Raw genomic sequence first — 15,953 nt, 5'->3', positions numbered from 1 at the left:
TTCCATTCCCTGATAGCTCAGTCGGTAGAGCGACGGACTGTTAATCCGCAGGTCCCTGGTTCGAGTCCAGGTCGGGGAGCCAGATTCAAGAAAAGCCCATTCCGCAAGGTTTGGGCTTTTTGCTTTGGGAGGCACAGCCTCCCCTTCTTACCGCTCCCTTCCTACTTTTTCGCGCCAGCCGTCTTCATCGAGTCAAGTTTGGCCAAATCGATGCTGGCTACTGCCTGCTTGAGCATCTTCATGTCAATTTGCTGGCCGCGCGCTTCGACCAGGAAGCGATTGCCAACCAGGACGCTGTATTCGCTCTCGCCGTCTTTGCTGAATCTTTCATGGGTAGGACGACCATCGACCTTGCCAGTTTTTTCATAGCCGGAGTCGTTTTCGCGTTCCTGTTCGACCATCGCCCAGCCTGCCAGCATACTAAAGGCAGCAACACCACCGCCGTCAGTAACGGTCAGGCTGATGTTGCGGCCCTGGTCATCACCATATTCACCATTTGCCTTGGAAACGTTGAATCCGCCCATTCCGACTTTTTCAGCCTCCAGCGCAGTGCGCTTCAAGCCAGCCAGCATCTCCGGCATCATCCCTTTCAACATGTTCTGGTCGACCACCTCGAATTGCCCGCCTCCCAGTGCGGCATTCATGATCGCGCCTGCTGCTTCGGCTTGTGCCTGCGGATTTCCCGACTGGGCAGCCTCTTCCATCTTCTTGCTTGCAGCTTCCATTTCCGCGCCCATTTTCTGAAGCTTTGCAAGCGCGTCGCCGCCTTCGCCGGCGGCGCCTGCCGAAGGAGCTCCGGATATATTGCCGATTGCCGCACCGGTGCTGGTAAATGCGCTTGCAACCGCACCGACGACGACGGTCAGGACAATCGCACAAATCACCACCACCGCGGTATAGGGGATCGCTTTTTCCTTCGGCGCTTTCATCAGCACCGGCAAACCGAGGTAAAGCACGTATAGGCTATACAGGCTTGCCAGCATCACCAGGATGCTAAGCGACGGCAAAACAAACAAGATGCTCGCCACCCATGCCGGCGTATAGGAAAATGCTGCGACTTTCAGCGCCTGCATCTGGTTTTTTTCACCGCCAAATGTCGGCGCCAGGGCATTGATCACCAGCGCCAGCAGATAGACTGCAATCAGGCCGAACACGAACGACACCAGTGCGCTCGATAAACCCGACAAAAACGGCACGCGATGCGTGCCGATAAATGGCAACGAGATGCCGACGATCGACAGGCCGATGAAGCTGGCAATGGGGCCAATTGCGGACAACGGCACGATGTATCCCTTATACAGGGCGGCGTTCGTTGTCGACTCATTGCTGACGACTTCCCACTCCGATTTTGGCGTGAGCACTATATTCTTGACGCGTTCGATCAAATTCATGCATTTTCTCCCTGAGTGGAACTTCGCGAATGTGATGACTTTTTGGAAACCAACGGCATTCTAAATGGGGATATTGAAAAAAGCTGTGAATAATTACCAAAAATCAGCAGGTTTTCGTTAGTCGATTATTTCGCATAGTGAAATTTCAACTTAAGCTACGTGGAACAGAAACATTGCAGAGTAAGAATTTACTTGTTCGCCGGATGGAATTCGTCCACAGTTTCCTGGCTCAAGACCGGATCGGGGGATCCATATGCAGGCGGCGTCCATTCCGCATTGGCGTGGGCGATTTTGCTTTGAGGAAGCGTTTCTCCTTCAGAATACTCGCCAGTTCTGAAAGAACACTGTTATAATTTCGCCTCTATTCCCTGATAGCTCAGTCGGTAGAGCGACGGACTGTTAATCCGCAGGTCCCTGGTTCGAGTCCAGGTCGGGGAGCCAAGATTCCTTACTATGAACCACGATTCTTTCGTGGTTCAAGATCTTCGAAGGGTTGTATTTAATTACAACCCTTTCTTTTTCCAGCGTCACTTTTTCCACGAACGAACTGAAGAAGCTCCGCGCCGCCTTTTGGTTTTCGCAGTCGATTACCATGGTCCGCAGGACGTCTGATGCCGTGTGGATATCCTCTTCGCTGACATTCATCACCGGATCCTGCTCCGACTCCAGCTCGGCCAGTTTCATTTCCAGAGTTTCCAGCGAAGACTTAATTTCCCGCAGGCGTTTTGTGACATCCGCCAGGTTGGGCGTGTCCTTGCCATACATCTCCAGCACGTCGAATAGGTTTTTCTGCTTTTTTTCCAGGTCGCGGATCTCCGCCACCACAGCCGCGCGCCGGCTTTCCCGGTCTTTCCACCAGGTGCCCACCGACTCTTCGATATCGCGAATGATTGCCTTGACCCTGTCCCTGGTCAAAATCTGGTCAAGAATGACCTGAGACAGGTATTCATCCAGCGCGGTGGCATTGATGCGGGCCGCCGTGCACCCCTGATGCTGCTTGGCGTTACTGCAGCGGTAGTAAAAATAGGTCTTACTGCGCCCGCTACCGCTTTCAATATGCATTGGGCTCTTGCACTGGCCGCAGAACAGCATCCCTGTGAAGCGGTGATTGCTTTTCGGGCTGCCAAGTGCCTCGCCTGGCGCCCGGCCGCTGATGATTTCCTGAGTACGCATGAACAGCTCCTCGTCGATGATTTCGGGATGGCTTTTGGTCCGGATCCAGTTCTCTTCCGGCTCGAATTTATTGGCATGGTGCCGGCGGCGGTTGAATACGGTGTAGCCGGCATAGATCTGGTTTTTCAGCATGTAGATCACGCTGCTTTTTACCCACTTTCTGCCATGGTTGGTATGACCAGCGTCATTCATTGCGACTGCGATCGCATGGGCGCCCATCCCTTTGGTGCACATGTGGAAGATCTCCCGCACCACGGCAGCCTCCTCTTCCTTGATCACGACGCGCTTTCTTCTCCCGTCCGGCACCGTCTGGTACCCGTACGGCACGCGGCCGCCGTTAAAAAACCCCTCGGTCGCATTCTTGATCATGCTGCGCCTGGTGTCCTTGCTGATGCGCCGGCTGGTGTTCTCGTCAAACACCTCCATCAACGCTTCCAGCATCCAGCCTTCGTCGGTCTTCGAGTCGATCGACACTGACACATACACTACATCGGTGCCGATTTCGCGCAGATCGCGCTTATACAGCGCCGCATCGATCCTGTTCCTGGCAAAGCGCGCCGTATCCCAGGCAATGAAGTAATCCGGCTTGTAGAGCTCGCAGTACTTAACCGCTTCCTGGAACTCCGGCCGCTGATCCGTGCGGCCCGACACGCCGTTATCGGTGAATACCCGGATCACCAGGGCATCCAGATCGCGTGCCTTTTTATAGGCGAACTGCAACTGGCTTTCAATCGGTAGCTCTTCCCTTGCCTGCTGTACCGAACTGACGCGCAGATAAATGATCGCGGTTTTTTGTGTCATCGCTTAATTCTATTCTTGTTGCTCAATCGCCAAATGTGAACAATCGAGATGTTTTCACATAGCTGCTGCTGGACGCGCTGCTGGATTTCCTTCGGTTTCAAACCTTGCGCGGCCAGCTGCTCGACGAAACGATTTTTTTGGAAACGCAGGTACCCTGAATACGGTCGCAAGATGGGTGACATGGAATCCCCGCCGTTGCGCTTAGCCTGCGGAATATTGTTTCGGTTCGCATCCAGGATGCGCCACATGCCGAGGAAGGCATCAACACCCAGATATTCTGCCACCTGTAGCCAGTAGTCCGCCAAGCCCATGGCGGCCAGCTCGTCGAGCCGCGGATCGCGCGGACGAGCGTCGATTTTTTTTACTCCTGGCTGGGTTTCAAAAAAATCGCGATTTTTTTGGTACCTTCCCCCCCCTGCCGGGGGAGGGCAAGACCTATGCCACCCCCCCACCCCCTTGGCCTGGACAGGCTCCTCGAACGACAGCTGTAGGACTAGCTGTGCAATTCCGCTGGCTGAGCTTCGCTTTTCATCTGTCGATAGCACTGTGCTTGCCCCTGCTGTTGCCTGTTGAGTTTCGCTTTCTGACAGATCACGAAACCCATCAGTAGCAGTGTGTGAGCCCCTGGTTGCTGTAGTCATTTTCGTTTTTGCTCGTTTTTAGGTGCAGTTTGGAGTGGTGCGGGATCGTCTCGCTAAGGCCTATAAACACTATCTCTCCGGACTAAGGCCGCCGCCGGGAATATGAGTTGTGTTCGGCTTGTTGATGTGCAGGCATGGCTAAGGCTCCAGCAAAAAAAAGACAGCGGTCAGGAGGAACGGCGAAGCTTCGAAATCAATTCGCCGACTGGTGTGCGGATCTTGGCGAACGGGTTGGCTCGGTCTGCCTCGGTCATCTTCTTGCGCATGGCCAGGTGCGTGTAGACCTCGGTGGAGCGTGGATCTGCGTGGCCCATCAGTTCCTGCCTGATGTGCTGATCGACGTCTGACTCGAGTAATTCGGTGCCGTACAGGTGGCGCAGGGCATGCGGATGCAGCTGGGCGTCCGGAATACCTGCGGCCTTGCCATGCTTCTTGACGATTTCCCAGATGGCTTTCGGGGCCATGCGGCGGTTTTCACCGATGTATTCATGTGGCGGCACCATCTTGTTGCCAAGGGAGACAAACAGCACCTTGTCGCCGCTCTCCAGCGTTCGGTCGATCGCCTGCAGGTCCTCGTGCTCGAGGTAGAGGCGCAGCACCATGTCGGCCTCACGCGGCACCGGCAGGATGCGCTCCTTCTCGCCCTTTTCCATCACGCGCAGGATGTAGCGCTTGTCGCCCTGGTGCTCGGTCTGCACCAGGTTGGATTCATTGAGGTTAGCCACGCCTTCACGGCGCAGGCCGCAGCCCAGTAACAAGGACAGGATGGCGGCATCACGCACGCCGGCGAACGTTGAAAAGTCTGGCGCCCACATCAGCTTCTCGGCATTGCCGAGGGTGATCATTGATGGCAGCCGGCGGCCGCCCTTTGGATAGCGCAGATCCGCAGCTGGATTGGTCTTAATCCTGCCGGCGCCGGCCAGCCACTTGTAAAACTCGCGCACCGCAGCCACGTAGGGGCGCCGGCTGATTGCGTTGACACCCTGCTTGTGCAGCCACAGGCCGCCGAAGAGCTCAACATCGTCGATCGACGCATCCTCCAGATCACGCCCTTCGAGGAATTCAACCAGGCGCTCGAGCGCTGCCTGGTAAGCCTCAGCCGTGCGCGGCTTGGCGCCGTCGTTGTAGCGCTTCCAGGTGATGAATTTATCGATCAGCTCAGCGTTATTCATTTCATTTTTCCTAAATTCAAGTTCCCAAAAGCAAGACACACAGGGGAACCACACGCAAAACAAGCTGTGGATGTATGGATGAAGTCATTTTTCACCTTAACCCCTTGAAAATATTCATTTTTCTATTCCACGGATTTCCATGAATTGGCCGCTTTTGCATATCTAATTTCATGGACGTTTTTTTCAGCAGCGCGCTAACCTGTGGAATTCCCCCTTCAACTTGTGGATGCATTTCCGCCCTCTTCTCCTTCCTCCCCTTCTTTTATTCTTCTTTATATTCAATTAGTTAGAGAGAGATAAATAAGAGTAGACGCGGATTAATTCCAAAAATCAAATATCTGGAAAACTGTTACACACCCATGGAAAAACGCATATCACTTGTGGATGGCACTCTCTCTAAAATCAACGACTTACGCACTTATCCACCGCTATCCACGAGTTTTCTGCACTCCCTGCTTTCCCATTGATAGAAAATACCTATGCGGACCTCCCTCCCCTTAAAGTTTTGCCGTTTCCGCGGCCCCATTTTTCGTGGAGGGGTGCGGGGAGGTCGACAAAGGACTTGCCGGCCTGGGCCAACAAATCAATATTTGGCGGCCGCACGGCCGCAGGATTGGGGAAGGCGTCCTGCGGACGCCCGGGACTAGGAGGAAGCCGCAGGAGCCTCGATTGGAAGCTGTTGATACGCCGGCACTGTCGATGGCAAACCAGCCAGGTCAGCCTTGCGTGGATGTACCCAGGCCACGCCCTCCAGGATCAAGAACGGCTCGCCTGTTTTAAGTGCCAAGCGCTCTGCTTCCTTCTCTGCACTTTCACGGCTCTCGTGCACGAAGCGCGGCGCGTACTGCAGCCCGACATTGCCATTAGTGAAGGGAGGGTCGCGCAAGACCATCCAGTATTTGGGATATAGGCTCATGGCAGCACCAATTTAAAAGGGCAAACAGTCGCATTCGGACTGCAGCGTGGGCTTGCCGTGGCACTGTGGGCACACAGGTGACTCATTACCTAGTGCCTGGTCAGCAGGTCTGCTTGCAAGGCCGCGCCACTTTCCGAGATTTATCTCAGGCAGTTTCCCGGATTCCTTGGCGGCCTCGTCTGGCGTGGCGCCACCATATATCCATTCGAGGCCAGTCCATCGGTTGAACCACTTGCGATTCTGGAACGGGTCGAAGGTCTGATAGATACCTGGGTAAACCGGCTTCAAATCTGCAGGGAACCACGCGGTCAACTTGGCGCGCATGACGTGGACTTCCTGCTCGGATTCCTTCTTAGCAGCAGGCCTGCAATCATCACAATTCCACCGGCACACCCATTCCGGCATCGGATCGCCTTCAAATCGCTCAAGACGCTCCACTGTGTCACCGCGGCGAATCCATCGTGCCACTGATTCTGCGACCTCCTTTTTACTGCCAGCATCGTCCCATGACATGGCAGAAACCTTACCGCATGGCCGTTTCGCTATGTACATGAATCCTAGTCGTTTTAATCGGTTAGTCATGGTCGATTCTCCGTGCCGCACTTCGCACATGCGGCTGTGTAGTAGGCGGTGACATTCATAAACACGCCACAGCCTTCGCAGCGGTACGTTTCGCGGTGCCTTTTTGTGGTTCTCAGCACAATGCCAGTGCCAGCCAACGCCTCGCTGCGCTTGATGTACTGCATATCAACGGCGGGCCTCGTCTTGCCGTCGATGTAGGACTTCGGCCACGGAATATCTGTTTCTCGGCTCTCGTGCAGTGCAAGGGCCTCGGCTTTCGTGTACACATGGGCCTTGCTCAGGTCGGTGGTGTAGCCATTGCCATCCTTGGCCCACCACAGAACGTCATTGCCGACATAGCTGCGGCTGTCTTGGAGGTAAAACAGTTCTTCCGGCTGGGAGATCCCAGTCTTTCGCGGGCAATCATCAGCATGCCCGCTGCGCGCATCACGCTCGCAAATTCCGCATTCGATGCTCATGCTCAAATCTCCAAGGTTTCATCAGCGTGGCGGCGAATGCGGTCAATGTTCTCCGCGCCTACGATCTCGGGCGATACTTCCACTTCATCGAAGCCGTCCGCCTCATTAAGTGCGTATTCCTGAGCTTTATCAGCGTCCTCATCGTCTTCAACCTCGACGGCATAGACGGTTACTTTGGTGACCTTCACTTCAAACCATTTGCTCATGCTATTCCCCGCTATTAATCTGGCAACGCTCATATTCACGGCCTTTGTTGAAAGCGGCCTCGGCAACAAGCTGCATATCTCTAAGGAATGCGACTTCAGCATCCTTCAGGAATTGATCGAACCGTATTGGCTCCATCTTGTGATCATGCGCACTAACCAACCATTGCAGCATTACGCTCACATAGTTCCGGTCCAACTTCGGCTTGGCTTCAATTTCCACTGCCATTCTCCTTGCTGTCAGACTGGTCCATGGCGGCTGCTATCGCCTCCCGCACAGATGTTCCAATCCCGCTTACTGCAACTTCTGCACCAAAGCCTGTCCTGACATATAGGCGTACGCCACCAGTGACAAAATGCATGTCGCTTTTCGCATCGCGCTTGCTTAGAGTGTCTAGCCAATCCAGTAGCGTAGCGTCCGCCGCATTCTGGACCAGCTTGGGATGCAGCTCTAAGGTTTCAGCATCCGGATCCACAATGTCGTTATGCATCAGCGTGTGGAAGCCCCAGGTCACGCGCATCAATCCACCTGGTGCGGCCTCGATGCATGCCATCACGCGCTCATAAAACACACGCAGGTGCTCTTGGTCATCCGGATCAAAAAACGTCGGCTCGTTATCTTCACTCTCCGGATCTCCGGACGGCGGGAAATACCCTTTTTCGACGTTATCAAGGACAGCAGTCAGGCGAATCGCCTGCTCCATGTCCTGTTCATTTGCCTTGGCCATTTTCATTGCAGTTACCTCCCTCTCATTTCAGATAAATCGGACCAGCCTTGAATGCTTGAAAACACAGCTCAGTGGCCAGCTCGTCATACGTGCGGCCGCCCATGCCGTTCGGGTGCTTCGCAAGGTTGAACACGTGCTGCAGCGGGTCGCTATTGGCCCAGGACTCAAACCGTGCGATCGCACGTGCCGCGGCGTTCTGCTCAATGGCTTGCCTCTTCAATGCGGCTGCACAAGGCTTTGATCTACCATCACGAAGCCAGGGATCATCACCACACCAGTTGATGCAGTCGCACACTACAGGCACTTTTTCGTTAGTCATGCTCATAGCTCTTCGTCGTTGATGGGGTGGCATACAGGCCGAACTGCCGGAGCTTTTCCAGGGAAATGATCTGCAGGTTCGACACGCGTCGTGTGTGGATGGTCCGCTCGCAATCGCCATCGATGACGCCGGCATTCATCATCTGTTTCTTGAACACGCGATCGCTTTTCACCGGCAATCCGTTCCACTTCTCGCGCAGCGCCGGCGCCGTCGATATGTGATCCATGATGTGACTGGTGCGCACCAGGAGCGCCTTGGCGTTATCGCCCTGCCCTTCCCAGGCATATGGGTAGGAGAACCGGCCGGCAGCGATTTCCGACAGCGCCGTCTCCATGATCCACACCCACGGTTCCCGATCGGCGCTGGTCTCACCGATGTGCCGGTTCATCTCCTCGAGCATGTCCGCGTCGAAGTCACCCTGCAGCGGATCCAGCCCGGCGAACTCGCACAAGTACTCCCAGGCCAGATAGAGGGCGGCATAGTTGGATGCCATGCGCAGGGCGCCATCGTCCTGGCCACTGGCCCGTGACGCATTCAGGCACATCTGCCGGATATCGCGGTACCGCTCCATCACCTGGACCTTGGACAACCTGGTCAGCCACTGCAGCCAGTTCTTGACCGGGAAGCGCGGCAGGTCGTCGGGCATCATCGGCCCCTTCTTGTTGGTCAGCTCGGTGCGCACGATCTTGCCCAGGAGGGACTTGACCGGCACATCCTCACCGGCCAGCAGCACGGGTGCCGACAGCAGGTATTCGGTCATGTCGGTACCGCGGCGGGTCACCGTGTACTGATAGTTTTCCTGCAGCAGGCCAACTGCCTTGTCGATCACGTCCTGCCGGCGCGCGGATAGCTCCTCCCAGCCGACCGGGTGGCTGGTGTGCGAGATCGATGTCAGCAGACGAAACTCGGTCTGCAGCGACTGCCCGGAAAACATCGTGAAGCCGATCGCCCGCTCCATCCGCTTAATCAGAGTCGATTTACCCATGCCCTTGTCCGCCTGGATCATCATGTGCGGCCAGAAGCCCAGGAGCACCTTCAGGTGGCCACCAAGCGCCCACACCAGGGGAATCAGGGCTGCATTCTGCTTGTACGTCGTCTGGAAGGCCTGGATCACCTGGCGGGCCTCCCTGGTGGTACCGCCCGGAAAAGTCAGATTGTGGTACGGGCACTGCTTGTCCGGTTCGGTGAAGTAGCAGTCCGGCCCCTCGTTGACGATCAGTTCGCCGTCGCGCCATGCCAGGCCGACGAAGTTGGCCGCCTGCCGTGCGCCCAGGTCGGCAGTACGCTCCAGGATGTTGATCATGCGAGAGAACGCGGACGGGATCCAGACCGGGCCGAACTTCTTCCAGCCGTCGATGTTGTGCAGCTGCTCGTCCTGCATCACCCGGCGCTGCAGCACCGGCCCGTGGCGCGGCGTCTGCACCGACACGGCAAAGTACACCGTCGGCTGATTGTCCGGGTCGCCCGTCATGGTCGATGTCGAGCTGGCCACAGACACGCGGGAGAGCGACGCCACCCTGAAGCCTGCCAGGTCGGACACGATCGGCGTCTTGATCGTTTCGCCATCCTCACCGTCTTTTTCCTCCATCTTGCCGATGTAATTGGTGAAGTCCGGCCGCACGCGGAATTTCCAATACTGGGCGAAGTCATGGGCTGGGAGATAGACACGCTTTTTACCGAACGTGCCAGCTTCACCAGACAGGCCGGGAATCAGCCACGGTTCGAACTTCTCCAGCGCGGCCCTCAGCTTTTCGGGCCCAATCGCCTGCAGGTAATCATTGACGTCGTTGATCAGCTCTTCGTCTTCATCCCTCCAGTCCGCCTGGTCGACCAGCATGGCGCCGATGTTCTGCGCCGTCAGCCGCTCGTACAAGCGCCAGGCAGCCTCCGGGCCTGGACGGTGTCCGGCCTGCTTGTGCGGCGGCTCGAACGGCTTGTCATTGTCCAGGCAGATGATGACGAACTTCCCGCGCAGGAAGGCCCAGTCCACCAGGTCGACGTTGCCCAGACCGCGCAGGACCAGGGCAACAGCATGCGGATCCGCGGTTTCGATCGACAGCGCATTGATCGAAGACTCGACGATCCAGACCCGTTTCGCGTTCTTGAAGCGTCGCCAGTCGCTGCACCACAGCACGCCATCCTTGTCCCCCTGGGATTGCGTCTTGACGCCGCCATTGAGCTCTGGATTCAGATATCGCAGGTCGACGGCTAGCACCGCATTGGTCTGCGGGTGGCGGACGATGAAAGCCGCAGCCGGACCACCATGGCCGACTTCGCCTTCGGCAATCTTCTTGGACGTGTAGGAATTGAATCCCAACGTCTTGGCCTTGATGGCCGCATCGATGACCTGGTCACTGATGCCGCGGCCGTTCAGGTATTCACGTACCTGCGGCGCCTCCGCAATGCACTTATCGGCGATGTACTCAGCGCGGGACTTCTCCCGTGGGACCTCCGCCGGCGCATCCTTCTTGTCGAGCGGGATCCCATACTCCTGGTGCAGCCAGCGCATGGCGTCGGCCACATCCGACATCTGCCGGAAATACATCACCATGTCGACGCAGGACCCCTTCGCATGAGGTGCGCCGTCATTGCTGTAGTCACGGAAGTAGCCGTCCTTAATGCCGATCGATGGTGATTTGTCTTCGTGGAATGGACTGTGATAGTTCGCATTCCCCCCTTTGCCACGCTTCAGACCCAGGCGCTCAGCCAGGTCGTGCATGTCGATGCGTTTTTTCAGTTCGTCAATCGATGCCATATTCTTCTTTGTTCAACAGACTCGCCCCGCCTTGTCACTCGCGCAGGTGCATCCAACCCTTCGGGAATTGTTACATCAGCCTCCCATATTCATGGGAGGAAGAAACTATTGCTTTGTGGTAATACTCTCGATTTTTATAGCAATACAAAATTGCCAAAATAGCCAGCTCACAAACACTTTTTCCGGGACGACTTCGCAGCGGTTGGTCTGCTCGTAGCGGATAGTCTGGGCACTGGCTCGAGGCAGCAGACAGGGAGCAAGCCTGGTGGCCAGCAGGCCGCGGCGCTGTAGCGAAACATTAAAAAAGCTGGAGAGAATCATTGTTGTTGGCTTTCTTGAGAAGTTTGTCTTGTACGGCCTGGATGGCTGCCCTGGCAGCGCCGAGGTATGCGGCGCTGGGATTCTTGTCGTTGCACTGGCCGGGCCGGTAATGGCGCCATACATCGCGCTGCAGATCCTTCGGCACCATGCGCCAGTGCTTCAGGCACATCAAGCGCTCCGGAGGCACGGCGACCGGGCAGTGAGGGATATGGCAGGTGTGCGTCATACCTGGCCACCGGCTTTGACAAATTCATCAAGATGCTTTTCCAGCTGCTCGACGTCGCTCGCCAATGTTTCGAACTGAGCGCGAAAGAATTCATCGACTTCACCCCAGTCAGTGGAAATTAGAAGTAATTTCGATTTGATGGAGGCTAGAGTCCGGCGGTTGTTGGCTGCCTGCCTTACTGTGGAAATCATGCGCAAATCTCCTTGTTCTCGTGTTTCTCTGCCTTTCTTCCGTTCGGATAACGCCATTCCTGGTAGCAGGCTTTGCACCATTGGTTCAGGCCGTCATCGCCTTTCACCTGATAGAAGAATTCGGTATCCGCTGGCCAGTAATCTTTGCAACGTGAGCAGCGCTTATAAAGCTCATCATCTTCGTATCGGTAGATGCCCTTCTTAAGCCTGCGCGCCAGAACGTCATCGGTTGGGTTGGCGGACTTAGCCTCGTACGTTGCGCCATTGGGCGCTGTGAATGTCGATATCATTGTGGCGTTTCGAGTCCAACGTAATAAGGGCCAAAAGAAATCGAGACGTCACCATCAAGACTAAAATGATCCGTGTGCAGCAACTTGATGCCATAACTGCCATCAAGTGGAGGCCATCCCTCCACCTTGCCCTTGACGAAATCATCGAATGGATTAATCTCGGAGAAGGTCGCAGCCAGCAACCTGGTGCATAGCATTTTCAAAACAGCGACAGTCAAGTCGCCATTTGCGGCCGCTAAACGATCTTTATCTCCACTCCAGAAGGAATTGATCTCGCCCATCACAGCCAATGTTTCTGGCGCATCCGATACTGCCACTTCGACCTGGTGGCCGGTATCGTCATAGGTCATGATGTATTGGCTCCAGTTAGCCATGGACCGCCTCCATCGAAGCGGTCTTAATGGCGCGGATGACGGCGCGCACCGCAGCAAGCCCTTCAGCCGGCAGACCGTCGATCTCAGCAGCGATTAACAACACCGTTTTGTTGATCGGTGATGGCTTCGCCTTCGGCTGCTCTTCTTTTCCGCCAAAGCGCAGCCAGGCCGCGTCGACGCCGAGCCAGTCGGACAACACGCGCAAGTGTCCCTGTGCCGGGATGGATTCTGCCTTGAGCCACTTTCGCACACCATGGATCGTCACCTTATCGGGAGAGCGAACATTGAACTCGCGGGCGATGTTGGTGACTTTCTTCGGGTCGTACTGGTGCTGTTCCAGCACACTGCACAAGCGTTCTGTGAATTGATCGCGTTCTAGTTGTGATGTTTTCATTTACCTCATCCCCCTTAAAATTACGGCGCGTAGGCCAAGCGCACACCGGTCTCACCGATCAGCAGCAGGCACGGCTTCCCGCCGGTGCAGAGCTGGATCCAGACGTACCGCCATGCAGCGTCATAGGCGCAAATCTTTTCCTTACTGATGAGCATTTCCATCAGCTGCTGACGGTCCGCTTCCGGGATGCGGCGCCAGAATGACTTCGACATCAGCAGCGTCAGGTAAAGCGGCTCAGCGTCGGCATATTCAGGCTCAAGGATGGCGGCCGCTTCCAAGTGCGGCACCGGACACTGGTCGACCAGTCCATCAAAGCGACCGGTAGCTGCGGCAATCGGCACCATCAAGGTCATGCCAGGACGCGCACCGATCAGGTGATCAAAGGCGCGATACAGGGCGCCGACTGGCTCATTAAACCGGCGCACCAGGTCGACAGAAAAGCTGCTCATAGGACCCCCGACAGTTCTTTAAAGCGCTGTAGGAAAGCGGCCTCAGCCGGCACCGGCAGCAGTGGCCGGATGGTGGCGGAACGGGGCTCCACACCATCCAGCACGGCCCAGCGCTGGTTATCCGGATGCATCAGGTCTCGGCGCTCGGTGGCCAGCATGACAAGGTCTGCTTGGCGGATCGCGTCGCGAGCGGCCTGGTAATCTGAGTGGACAATGCCAAAGCGTTCAAGGATGACCTCTAGGAGCAGGTCTTCCATGTCCCGGTATTCCAGGTTGAACGCCATGCGCTTCAACGGCATGACGATATCGCCCAGGTACGCCTCCGCGGCGTCATGCAGTAGCGCAGCGAGGCGATGCTCACGCGGCACGATATGCGACACCAGCACGGAATGCTGGGCAACGGAATAGAAGTTGCGGGTATGGCCACCAAACCGGTTGATTTGCGACAGCGCGTGCGCGATATCGACGATCTGGATGGTTTCCGGGTTCGGCTCACGTAGATCCACATACTGACCGCTATAGGTCAGGATGGAGCACAAAGTCTGATTGGTCATTTTTTGTTATCCCTGGAGAAGCGGTGCAGCACAATGCCGCGGATAAAGCTTGATGTAAAAACTACAGACAGCATGAACATTCCCCACTGGAAGTGCTGGTATGTACTGAAAAACCAGGCAGGCTGGCCAGCCAGGCCGATCCAGCAGCCAAGGCTGCGACGCTGTCCACGCGGATCCGCCATCAACCAGACGGACGCGCCGCCGGTGAGGAGGACCCAGGCTTGCAGCAGCTGCTCGGTCATCGCGCTGCGCCCTTCAGCTCCTGCAGCTCGATGCGCTGCAGACGGTAGTCGGTGACATTCCAGTCGCTGGCCATCTTTTCCCAGATGGCTCCGCCGTTCTCAAAGTAGCAATGCACTTCACGCTGCGGCGTGTTGTCCATCCTTAGTACAGCCAGACAATCTTCAAACAGCTCCTGGTCGAGTCCGCGCAGGTCGGTCAAGTCCATCTTGAAGCGGTTGCCGTTATAGAGAGACAGCAAAAAGTGAGCGATGACGCGGCTCTGGCCTGTATCGCGACGCGCAATCGGTAACAGGCGACGCAGCGCCGGCAGCCCTTCTGCCTGCGCCTGCAGGCGCCTTTCTTCCTGGGCCCGAATCCGGGCGATAAATGCGCTTTGCTGGCATGCGTCGTCTGCATTCACTGCTGGCGGCAATTTGGCATCCATGGTGAAGTCCTTTACGGTTGATGGTTAGCTGCCCAGCAAAGCAGCGCGCAAAGCCTTGGCTGCCTGCGGGGCCTCAAATTCCAGCCGGCCAGATAGATTGGCCAACATGGCGACAGCGCACAGGTTGGGCCTAGGCTCGGCCTTGACGGCATACTCAACTGCCAGGCGGATATGCTCAGCCAGCACTGCATCGGAAATTTCCTGAATGGCTCTCGTCATGCTTCCCTCACCAGGTCAAGTTCATCCAGAGGCAGGCGGTGCTCATAGCACGCCTCGTCGTACGGCTTCACAAAGGCATAACGCCGGCCGCCTTGCATGTTCGGCTTGATGCTCACCACGGTGCCAATGACGGCGCCCTGGTGCGATACCTTCTTGCCGATGACATCGGTCGGGTCAGAAATCAAAATCACGAAGCTCTCCTTTCGAATTGTTTTCTTAGCTGGGAGAGCGTGACGCGCTTGCCGGCCGGTGCATCGACCTGGTTCAGCGCCTCCTCGATCTCCTCTCTGGTTGCTTTGGTATACACGCCAGTGCTGGCGATGGATGTGTGCCCGAGTGCTGCTTGGGTAATGCCGCGCGGATCCTTGGCCTCGCTGCTGCGCATGATGTTCATGGCTCTGCTGTGGCGAAGCCAGTGCGGGGATACATCGGCGCGCAGGCCTGCGACCTTTGCCCAGTGCTTCAGGCGCAGCTCATAGGAGCGAACGGACATTGGCTTGCCGTATCCACCATGCTCACGGCTAAGCACCAGGGCATGGCTGAGGTTGGATTTTTCTTCACCGACGATTTCGAAGTGGATCTTGGCCAGATCCTCAAGGGCGGCACGCAACGCGGCGGTAACGAACACGCGATGGTCCTGCCCCTTGCCCTTGCGGTTTTCCTTCGGAATGAAAAGGTACTTCTCGCGCAGCGCTGCCATGGCATCGCCCAGGGTGATCCGGGAAAACTCCTGGATGCGCAGCCCCGAGTGCAGCAAGGCGCGGATCCAGGCATGGTCGCGGCGGTCGTAGATGTCAGCTGACTTGGCTGCAGCGCCGAGCAGCTGCTGCTGTTCTTGTGGTGTCAAATAGCGTTGCATGTGGTTCTCCATGCGGTTGGTTAATATTCCCGGCGCTCCCACACCGGATGAAAACTTCAGGCGCCGAATCCAGCGTTCGGCGGGTCGAGCAACTCGTGCAATGCCGTTGCGTGCTTGATACGATCCTTTTCCAGGTCGGCTTTCATGTTCGCGGATGTGCAGGTTTCCAACATCGCGTTGGTCTGTTTCATCGAGTTCATAACGGCACACTGCAGCACGAGAAATGTCTCGTCACTGATGCGGATCGTCTTCATTGCGCAGCCAGCAGCA

Annotated in this window: 25 protein-coding genes and 2 tRNA genes; 2 read left to right on the top strand and 25 right to left on the bottom strand. The window is 56.4% G+C overall.

What is annotated here, in order from left to right; all coding sequences use genetic code 11:
• Nucleotides 1-6 precede the first annotated feature (6 nt).
• Nucleotides 7-82 (top strand) — tRNA-Asn (locus EDC30_RS14265).
• 79 nt (nucleotides 83-161) lie between these two features.
• Here EDC30_RS14265 and EDC30_RS14260 read toward each other — a convergent pair.
• Nucleotides 162-1,391: a Yip1 family protein gene (locus tag EDC30_RS14260; RefSeq protein ID WP_132259518.1), complete on the bottom strand. Its 1,230-nt coding sequence runs from the start codon at nucleotides 1,389-1,391 to the stop codon at nucleotides 162-164.
• A 365-nt stretch (nucleotides 1,392-1,756) separates the two neighbouring features.
• On the opposite strand from EDC30_RS14260, the gene EDC30_RS14255 reads away from it, so the two are divergent.
• Nucleotides 1,757-1,832, top strand: a tRNA-Asn gene (locus tag EDC30_RS14255).
• On the opposite strand, the gene EDC30_RS20000 is transcribed toward EDC30_RS14255, so the two are convergent.
• The 24 genes from EDC30_RS20000 to EDC30_RS14130 all read right to left on the bottom strand — a co-directional run bounded on the left by EDC30_RS20000 (nucleotide 1,791) and on the right by EDC30_RS14130 (nucleotide 15,937).
• Nucleotides 1,791-3,365: a recombinase family protein gene (locus EDC30_RS20000; RefSeq protein ID WP_424446922.1), complete on the bottom strand. Its 1,575-nt coding sequence runs from the start codon at nucleotides 3,363-3,365 to the stop codon at nucleotides 1,791-1,793. The genes EDC30_RS14255 and EDC30_RS20000 overlap by 42 nt on opposite strands.
• Nucleotides 3,362-4,006, bottom strand: coding sequence for a hypothetical protein (locus EDC30_RS14240; RefSeq protein ID WP_132259517.1), 645 nt, complete (start codon nucleotides 4,004-4,006; stop codon nucleotides 3,362-3,364). Before EDC30_RS14240 ends, EDC30_RS20000 begins: the two co-directional genes overlap by 4 nt.
• Nucleotides 4,007-4,173: 167 nt before the next feature.
• Entirely contained in the window at nucleotides 4,174-5,178 is a 1,005-nt protein-coding gene (locus EDC30_RS14235; protein ID WP_132259516.1) for a tyrosine-type recombinase/integrase, read from the bottom strand.
• Between the two features lie 643 nt (nucleotides 5,179-5,821).
• A complete protein-coding gene (locus tag EDC30_RS14230; protein ID WP_132259515.1) occupies nucleotides 5,822-6,094 on the bottom strand; it encodes a hypothetical protein in 273 nt (90 codons plus the stop codon).
• Between the two features lie 12 nt (nucleotides 6,095-6,106).
• Entirely contained in the window at nucleotides 6,107-6,607 is a 501-nt protein-coding gene (locus tag EDC30_RS14225; protein ID WP_165973832.1) for a hypothetical protein, read from the bottom strand.
• A 65-nt stretch (nucleotides 6,608-6,672) separates the two neighbouring features.
• Entirely contained in the window at nucleotides 6,673-7,134 is a 462-nt protein-coding gene (locus tag EDC30_RS14220; protein WP_243656795.1) for a hypothetical protein, read from the bottom strand.
• 2 nt (nucleotides 7,135-7,136) lie between these two features.
• Nucleotides 7,137-7,340, bottom strand: coding sequence for a hypothetical protein (locus EDC30_RS14215; RefSeq protein ID WP_132259513.1), 204 nt, complete (start codon nucleotides 7,338-7,340; stop codon nucleotides 7,137-7,139).
• Between the two features lies 1 nt (nucleotide 7,341).
• On the bottom strand, nucleotides 7,342-7,560 hold the full coding sequence (locus tag EDC30_RS14210) for a hypothetical protein (protein ID WP_132259512.1): 219 nt from the start codon (nucleotides 7,558-7,560) through the stop codon (nucleotides 7,342-7,344).
• Nucleotides 7,550-8,071, bottom strand: a complete 522-nt coding sequence (locus EDC30_RS14205) for a hypothetical protein (protein WP_132259511.1) — start codon at nucleotides 8,069-8,071, stop codon at nucleotides 7,550-7,552. Before EDC30_RS14205 ends, EDC30_RS14210 begins: the two co-directional genes overlap by 11 nt.
• A 16-nt stretch (nucleotides 8,072-8,087) precedes the next feature.
• Nucleotides 8,088-8,384: a hypothetical protein gene (locus EDC30_RS14200; protein WP_132259510.1), complete on the bottom strand. Its 297-nt coding sequence runs from the start codon at nucleotides 8,382-8,384 to the stop codon at nucleotides 8,088-8,090.
• The gene (locus tag EDC30_RS14195) at nucleotides 8,377-11,139 is read right to left on the bottom strand and encodes a toprim domain-containing protein (RefSeq protein ID WP_132259509.1); all 2,763 of its coding nucleotides are present in this window, start codon (nucleotides 11,137-11,139) and stop codon (nucleotides 8,377-8,379) included. The genes EDC30_RS14200 and EDC30_RS14195 overlap by 8 nt, the downstream gene beginning before the upstream one ends.
• Nucleotides 11,140-11,437: 298 nt before the next feature.
• Nucleotides 11,438-11,686, bottom strand: a complete 249-nt coding sequence (locus tag EDC30_RS14190; protein WP_132259508.1) for a hypothetical protein — start codon at nucleotides 11,684-11,686, stop codon at nucleotides 11,438-11,440.
• Nucleotides 11,683-11,877: a hypothetical protein gene (locus EDC30_RS14185; RefSeq protein WP_132259507.1), complete on the bottom strand. Its 195-nt coding sequence runs from the start codon at nucleotides 11,875-11,877 to the stop codon at nucleotides 11,683-11,685. Before EDC30_RS14185 ends, EDC30_RS14190 begins: the two co-directional genes overlap by 4 nt.
• Nucleotides 11,874-12,167: a hypothetical protein gene (locus EDC30_RS14180; protein WP_132259506.1), complete on the bottom strand. Its 294-nt coding sequence runs from the start codon at nucleotides 12,165-12,167 to the stop codon at nucleotides 11,874-11,876. Before EDC30_RS14180 ends, EDC30_RS14185 begins: the two co-directional genes overlap by 4 nt.
• Entirely contained in the window at nucleotides 12,164-12,541 is a 378-nt protein-coding gene (locus EDC30_RS14175) for a DUF2528 family protein (protein ID WP_132259505.1), read from the bottom strand. The genes EDC30_RS14180 and EDC30_RS14175 overlap by 4 nt, the downstream gene beginning before the upstream one ends.
• Entirely contained in the window at nucleotides 12,534-12,935 is a 402-nt protein-coding gene (locus EDC30_RS14170; protein ID WP_132259504.1) for a hypothetical protein, read from the bottom strand. The genes EDC30_RS14175 and EDC30_RS14170 overlap by 8 nt, the downstream gene beginning before the upstream one ends.
• Before the next feature lie 20 nt (nucleotides 12,936-12,955).
• Nucleotides 12,956-13,384, bottom strand: coding sequence for a hypothetical protein (locus tag EDC30_RS14165; protein WP_132259503.1), 429 nt, complete (start codon nucleotides 13,382-13,384; stop codon nucleotides 12,956-12,958).
• Complete coding sequence (locus tag EDC30_RS14160; RefSeq protein ID WP_243656794.1) at nucleotides 13,381-13,938, bottom strand: HD domain-containing protein; 558 nt, start codon at nucleotides 13,936-13,938, stop codon at nucleotides 13,381-13,383. The genes EDC30_RS14165 and EDC30_RS14160 overlap by 4 nt, the downstream gene beginning before the upstream one ends.
• Nucleotides 13,935-14,180, bottom strand: coding sequence for a hypothetical protein (locus EDC30_RS14155; RefSeq protein WP_132259502.1), 246 nt, complete (start codon nucleotides 14,178-14,180; stop codon nucleotides 13,935-13,937). The genes EDC30_RS14160 and EDC30_RS14155 overlap by 4 nt, the downstream gene beginning before the upstream one ends.
• Nucleotides 14,177-14,605, bottom strand: coding sequence for a DUF7673 family protein (locus EDC30_RS14150; RefSeq protein WP_207907283.1), 429 nt, complete (start codon nucleotides 14,603-14,605; stop codon nucleotides 14,177-14,179). Before EDC30_RS14150 ends, EDC30_RS14155 begins: the two co-directional genes overlap by 4 nt.
• A 24-nt stretch (nucleotides 14,606-14,629) precedes the next feature.
• Nucleotides 14,630-14,824 (bottom strand): hypothetical protein, encoded by a 195-nt coding sequence (locus EDC30_RS14145; RefSeq protein WP_132259501.1) that lies wholly within the window; start codon nucleotides 14,822-14,824, stop codon nucleotides 14,630-14,632.
• Complete coding sequence (locus EDC30_RS14140) at nucleotides 14,821-15,015, bottom strand: hypothetical protein (protein ID WP_132259500.1); 195 nt, start codon at nucleotides 15,013-15,015, stop codon at nucleotides 14,821-14,823. The genes EDC30_RS14145 and EDC30_RS14140 overlap by 4 nt, the downstream gene beginning before the upstream one ends.
• Nucleotides 15,012-15,683 (bottom strand): tyrosine-type recombinase/integrase, encoded by a 672-nt coding sequence (locus tag EDC30_RS14135; protein WP_165973831.1) that lies wholly within the window; start codon nucleotides 15,681-15,683, stop codon nucleotides 15,012-15,014. The genes EDC30_RS14140 and EDC30_RS14135 overlap by 4 nt, the downstream gene beginning before the upstream one ends.
• 56 nt (nucleotides 15,684-15,739) lie before the next feature.
• Nucleotides 15,740-15,937: a hypothetical protein gene (locus EDC30_RS14130; RefSeq protein WP_132259498.1), complete on the bottom strand. Its 198-nt coding sequence runs from the start codon at nucleotides 15,935-15,937 to the stop codon at nucleotides 15,740-15,742.
• Nucleotides 15,938-15,953 lie beyond the last annotated feature (16 nt).

It is taken from the genome of Paucimonas lemoignei, from assembly GCF_004342585.1.
In the GTDB taxonomy this organism is placed as follows: domain Bacteria; phylum Pseudomonadota; class Gammaproteobacteria; order Burkholderiales; family Burkholderiaceae_D; genus Paucimonas; species Paucimonas lemoignei.
This window is presented reverse-complemented; position numbering and strand designations above follow the sequence as displayed.

Bases quoted from the DNA above. Each gene is read 5' to 3' on its own strand.
- EDC30_RS14170 (WP_132259504.1), bottom strand. From the start codon at position 12,935: ATGAAAACATCACAACTAGAACGCGATCAATTCACAGAACGCTTGTGC.
- EDC30_RS14145 (WP_132259501.1), bottom strand. From the start codon at position 14,824: ATGACGAGAGCCATTCAGGAAATTTCCGATGCAGTGCTGGCTGAGCAT.
- EDC30_RS14215 (WP_132259513.1), bottom strand. From the start codon at position 7,340: ATGAGCAAATGGTTTGAAGTGAAGGTCACCAAAGTAACCGTCTATGCC.
- EDC30_RS14195 (WP_132259509.1), bottom strand. From the start codon at position 11,139: ATGGCATCGATTGACGAACTGAAAAAACGCATCGACATGCACGACCTG.
- EDC30_RS14230 (WP_132259515.1), bottom strand. From the start codon at position 6,094: ATGAGCCTATATCCCAAATACTGGATGGTCTTGCGCGACCCTCCCTTC.
- EDC30_RS14260 (WP_132259518.1), bottom strand. From the start codon at position 1,391: ATGAATTTGATCGAACGCGTCAAGAATATAGTGCTCACGCCAAAATCG.
- EDC30_RS14130 (WP_132259498.1), bottom strand. From the start codon at position 15,937: ATGAAGACGATCCGCATCAGTGACGAGACATTTCTCGTGCTGCAGTGT.
- EDC30_RS14200 (WP_132259510.1), bottom strand. From the start codon at position 8,384: ATGACTAACGAAAAAGTGCCTGTAGTGTGCGACTGCATCAACTGGTGT.
- EDC30_RS14185 (WP_132259507.1), bottom strand. From the start codon at position 11,877: ATGATTTCCACAGTAAGGCAGGCAGCCAACAACCGCCGGACTCTAGCC.
- EDC30_RS14205 (WP_132259511.1), bottom strand. From the start codon at position 8,071: ATGAAAATGGCCAAGGCAAATGAACAGGACATGGAGCAGGCGATTCGC.
- EDC30_RS14240 (WP_132259517.1), bottom strand. From the start codon at position 4,006: ATGACTACAGCAACCAGGGGCTCACACACTGCTACTGATGGGTTTCGT.
- EDC30_RS20000 (WP_424446922.1), bottom strand. From the start codon at position 3,365: ATGACACAAAAAACCGCGATCATTTATCTGCGCGTCAGTTCGGTACAG.
- EDC30_RS14155 (WP_132259502.1), bottom strand. From the start codon at position 14,180: ATGACCGAGCAGCTGCTGCAAGCCTGGGTCCTCCTCACCGGCGGCGCG.
- EDC30_RS14225 (WP_165973832.1), bottom strand. From the start codon at position 6,607: ATGTCATGGGACGATGCTGGCAGTAAAAAGGAGGTCGCAGAATCAGTG.
- EDC30_RS14150 (WP_207907283.1), bottom strand. From the start codon at position 14,605: ATGGATGCCAAATTGCCGCCAGCAGTGAATGCAGACGACGCATGCCAG.
- EDC30_RS14165 (WP_132259503.1), bottom strand. From the start codon at position 13,384: ATGAGCAGCTTTTCTGTCGACCTGGTGCGCCGGTTTAATGAGCCAGTC.
- EDC30_RS14220 (WP_243656795.1), bottom strand. From the start codon at position 7,134: ATGAGCATCGAATGCGGAATTTGCGAGCGTGATGCGCGCAGCGGGCAT.
- EDC30_RS14135 (WP_165973831.1), bottom strand. From the start codon at position 15,683: ATGCAACGCTATTTGACACCACAAGAACAGCAGCAGCTGCTCGGCGCT.
- EDC30_RS14175 (WP_132259505.1), bottom strand. From the start codon at position 12,541: ATGGCTAACTGGAGCCAATACATCATGACCTATGACGATACCGGCCAC.
- EDC30_RS14180 (WP_132259506.1), bottom strand. From the start codon at position 12,167: ATGATATCGACATTCACAGCGCCCAATGGCGCAACGTACGAGGCTAAG.
- EDC30_RS14160 (WP_243656794.1), bottom strand. From the start codon at position 13,938: ATGACCAATCAGACTTTGTGCTCCATCCTGACCTATAGCGGTCAGTAT.
- EDC30_RS14235 (WP_132259516.1), bottom strand. From the start codon at position 5,178: ATGAATAACGCTGAGCTGATCGATAAATTCATCACCTGGAAGCGCTAC.
- EDC30_RS14190 (WP_132259508.1), bottom strand. From the start codon at position 11,686: ATGACGCACACCTGCCATATCCCTCACTGCCCGGTCGCCGTGCCTCCG.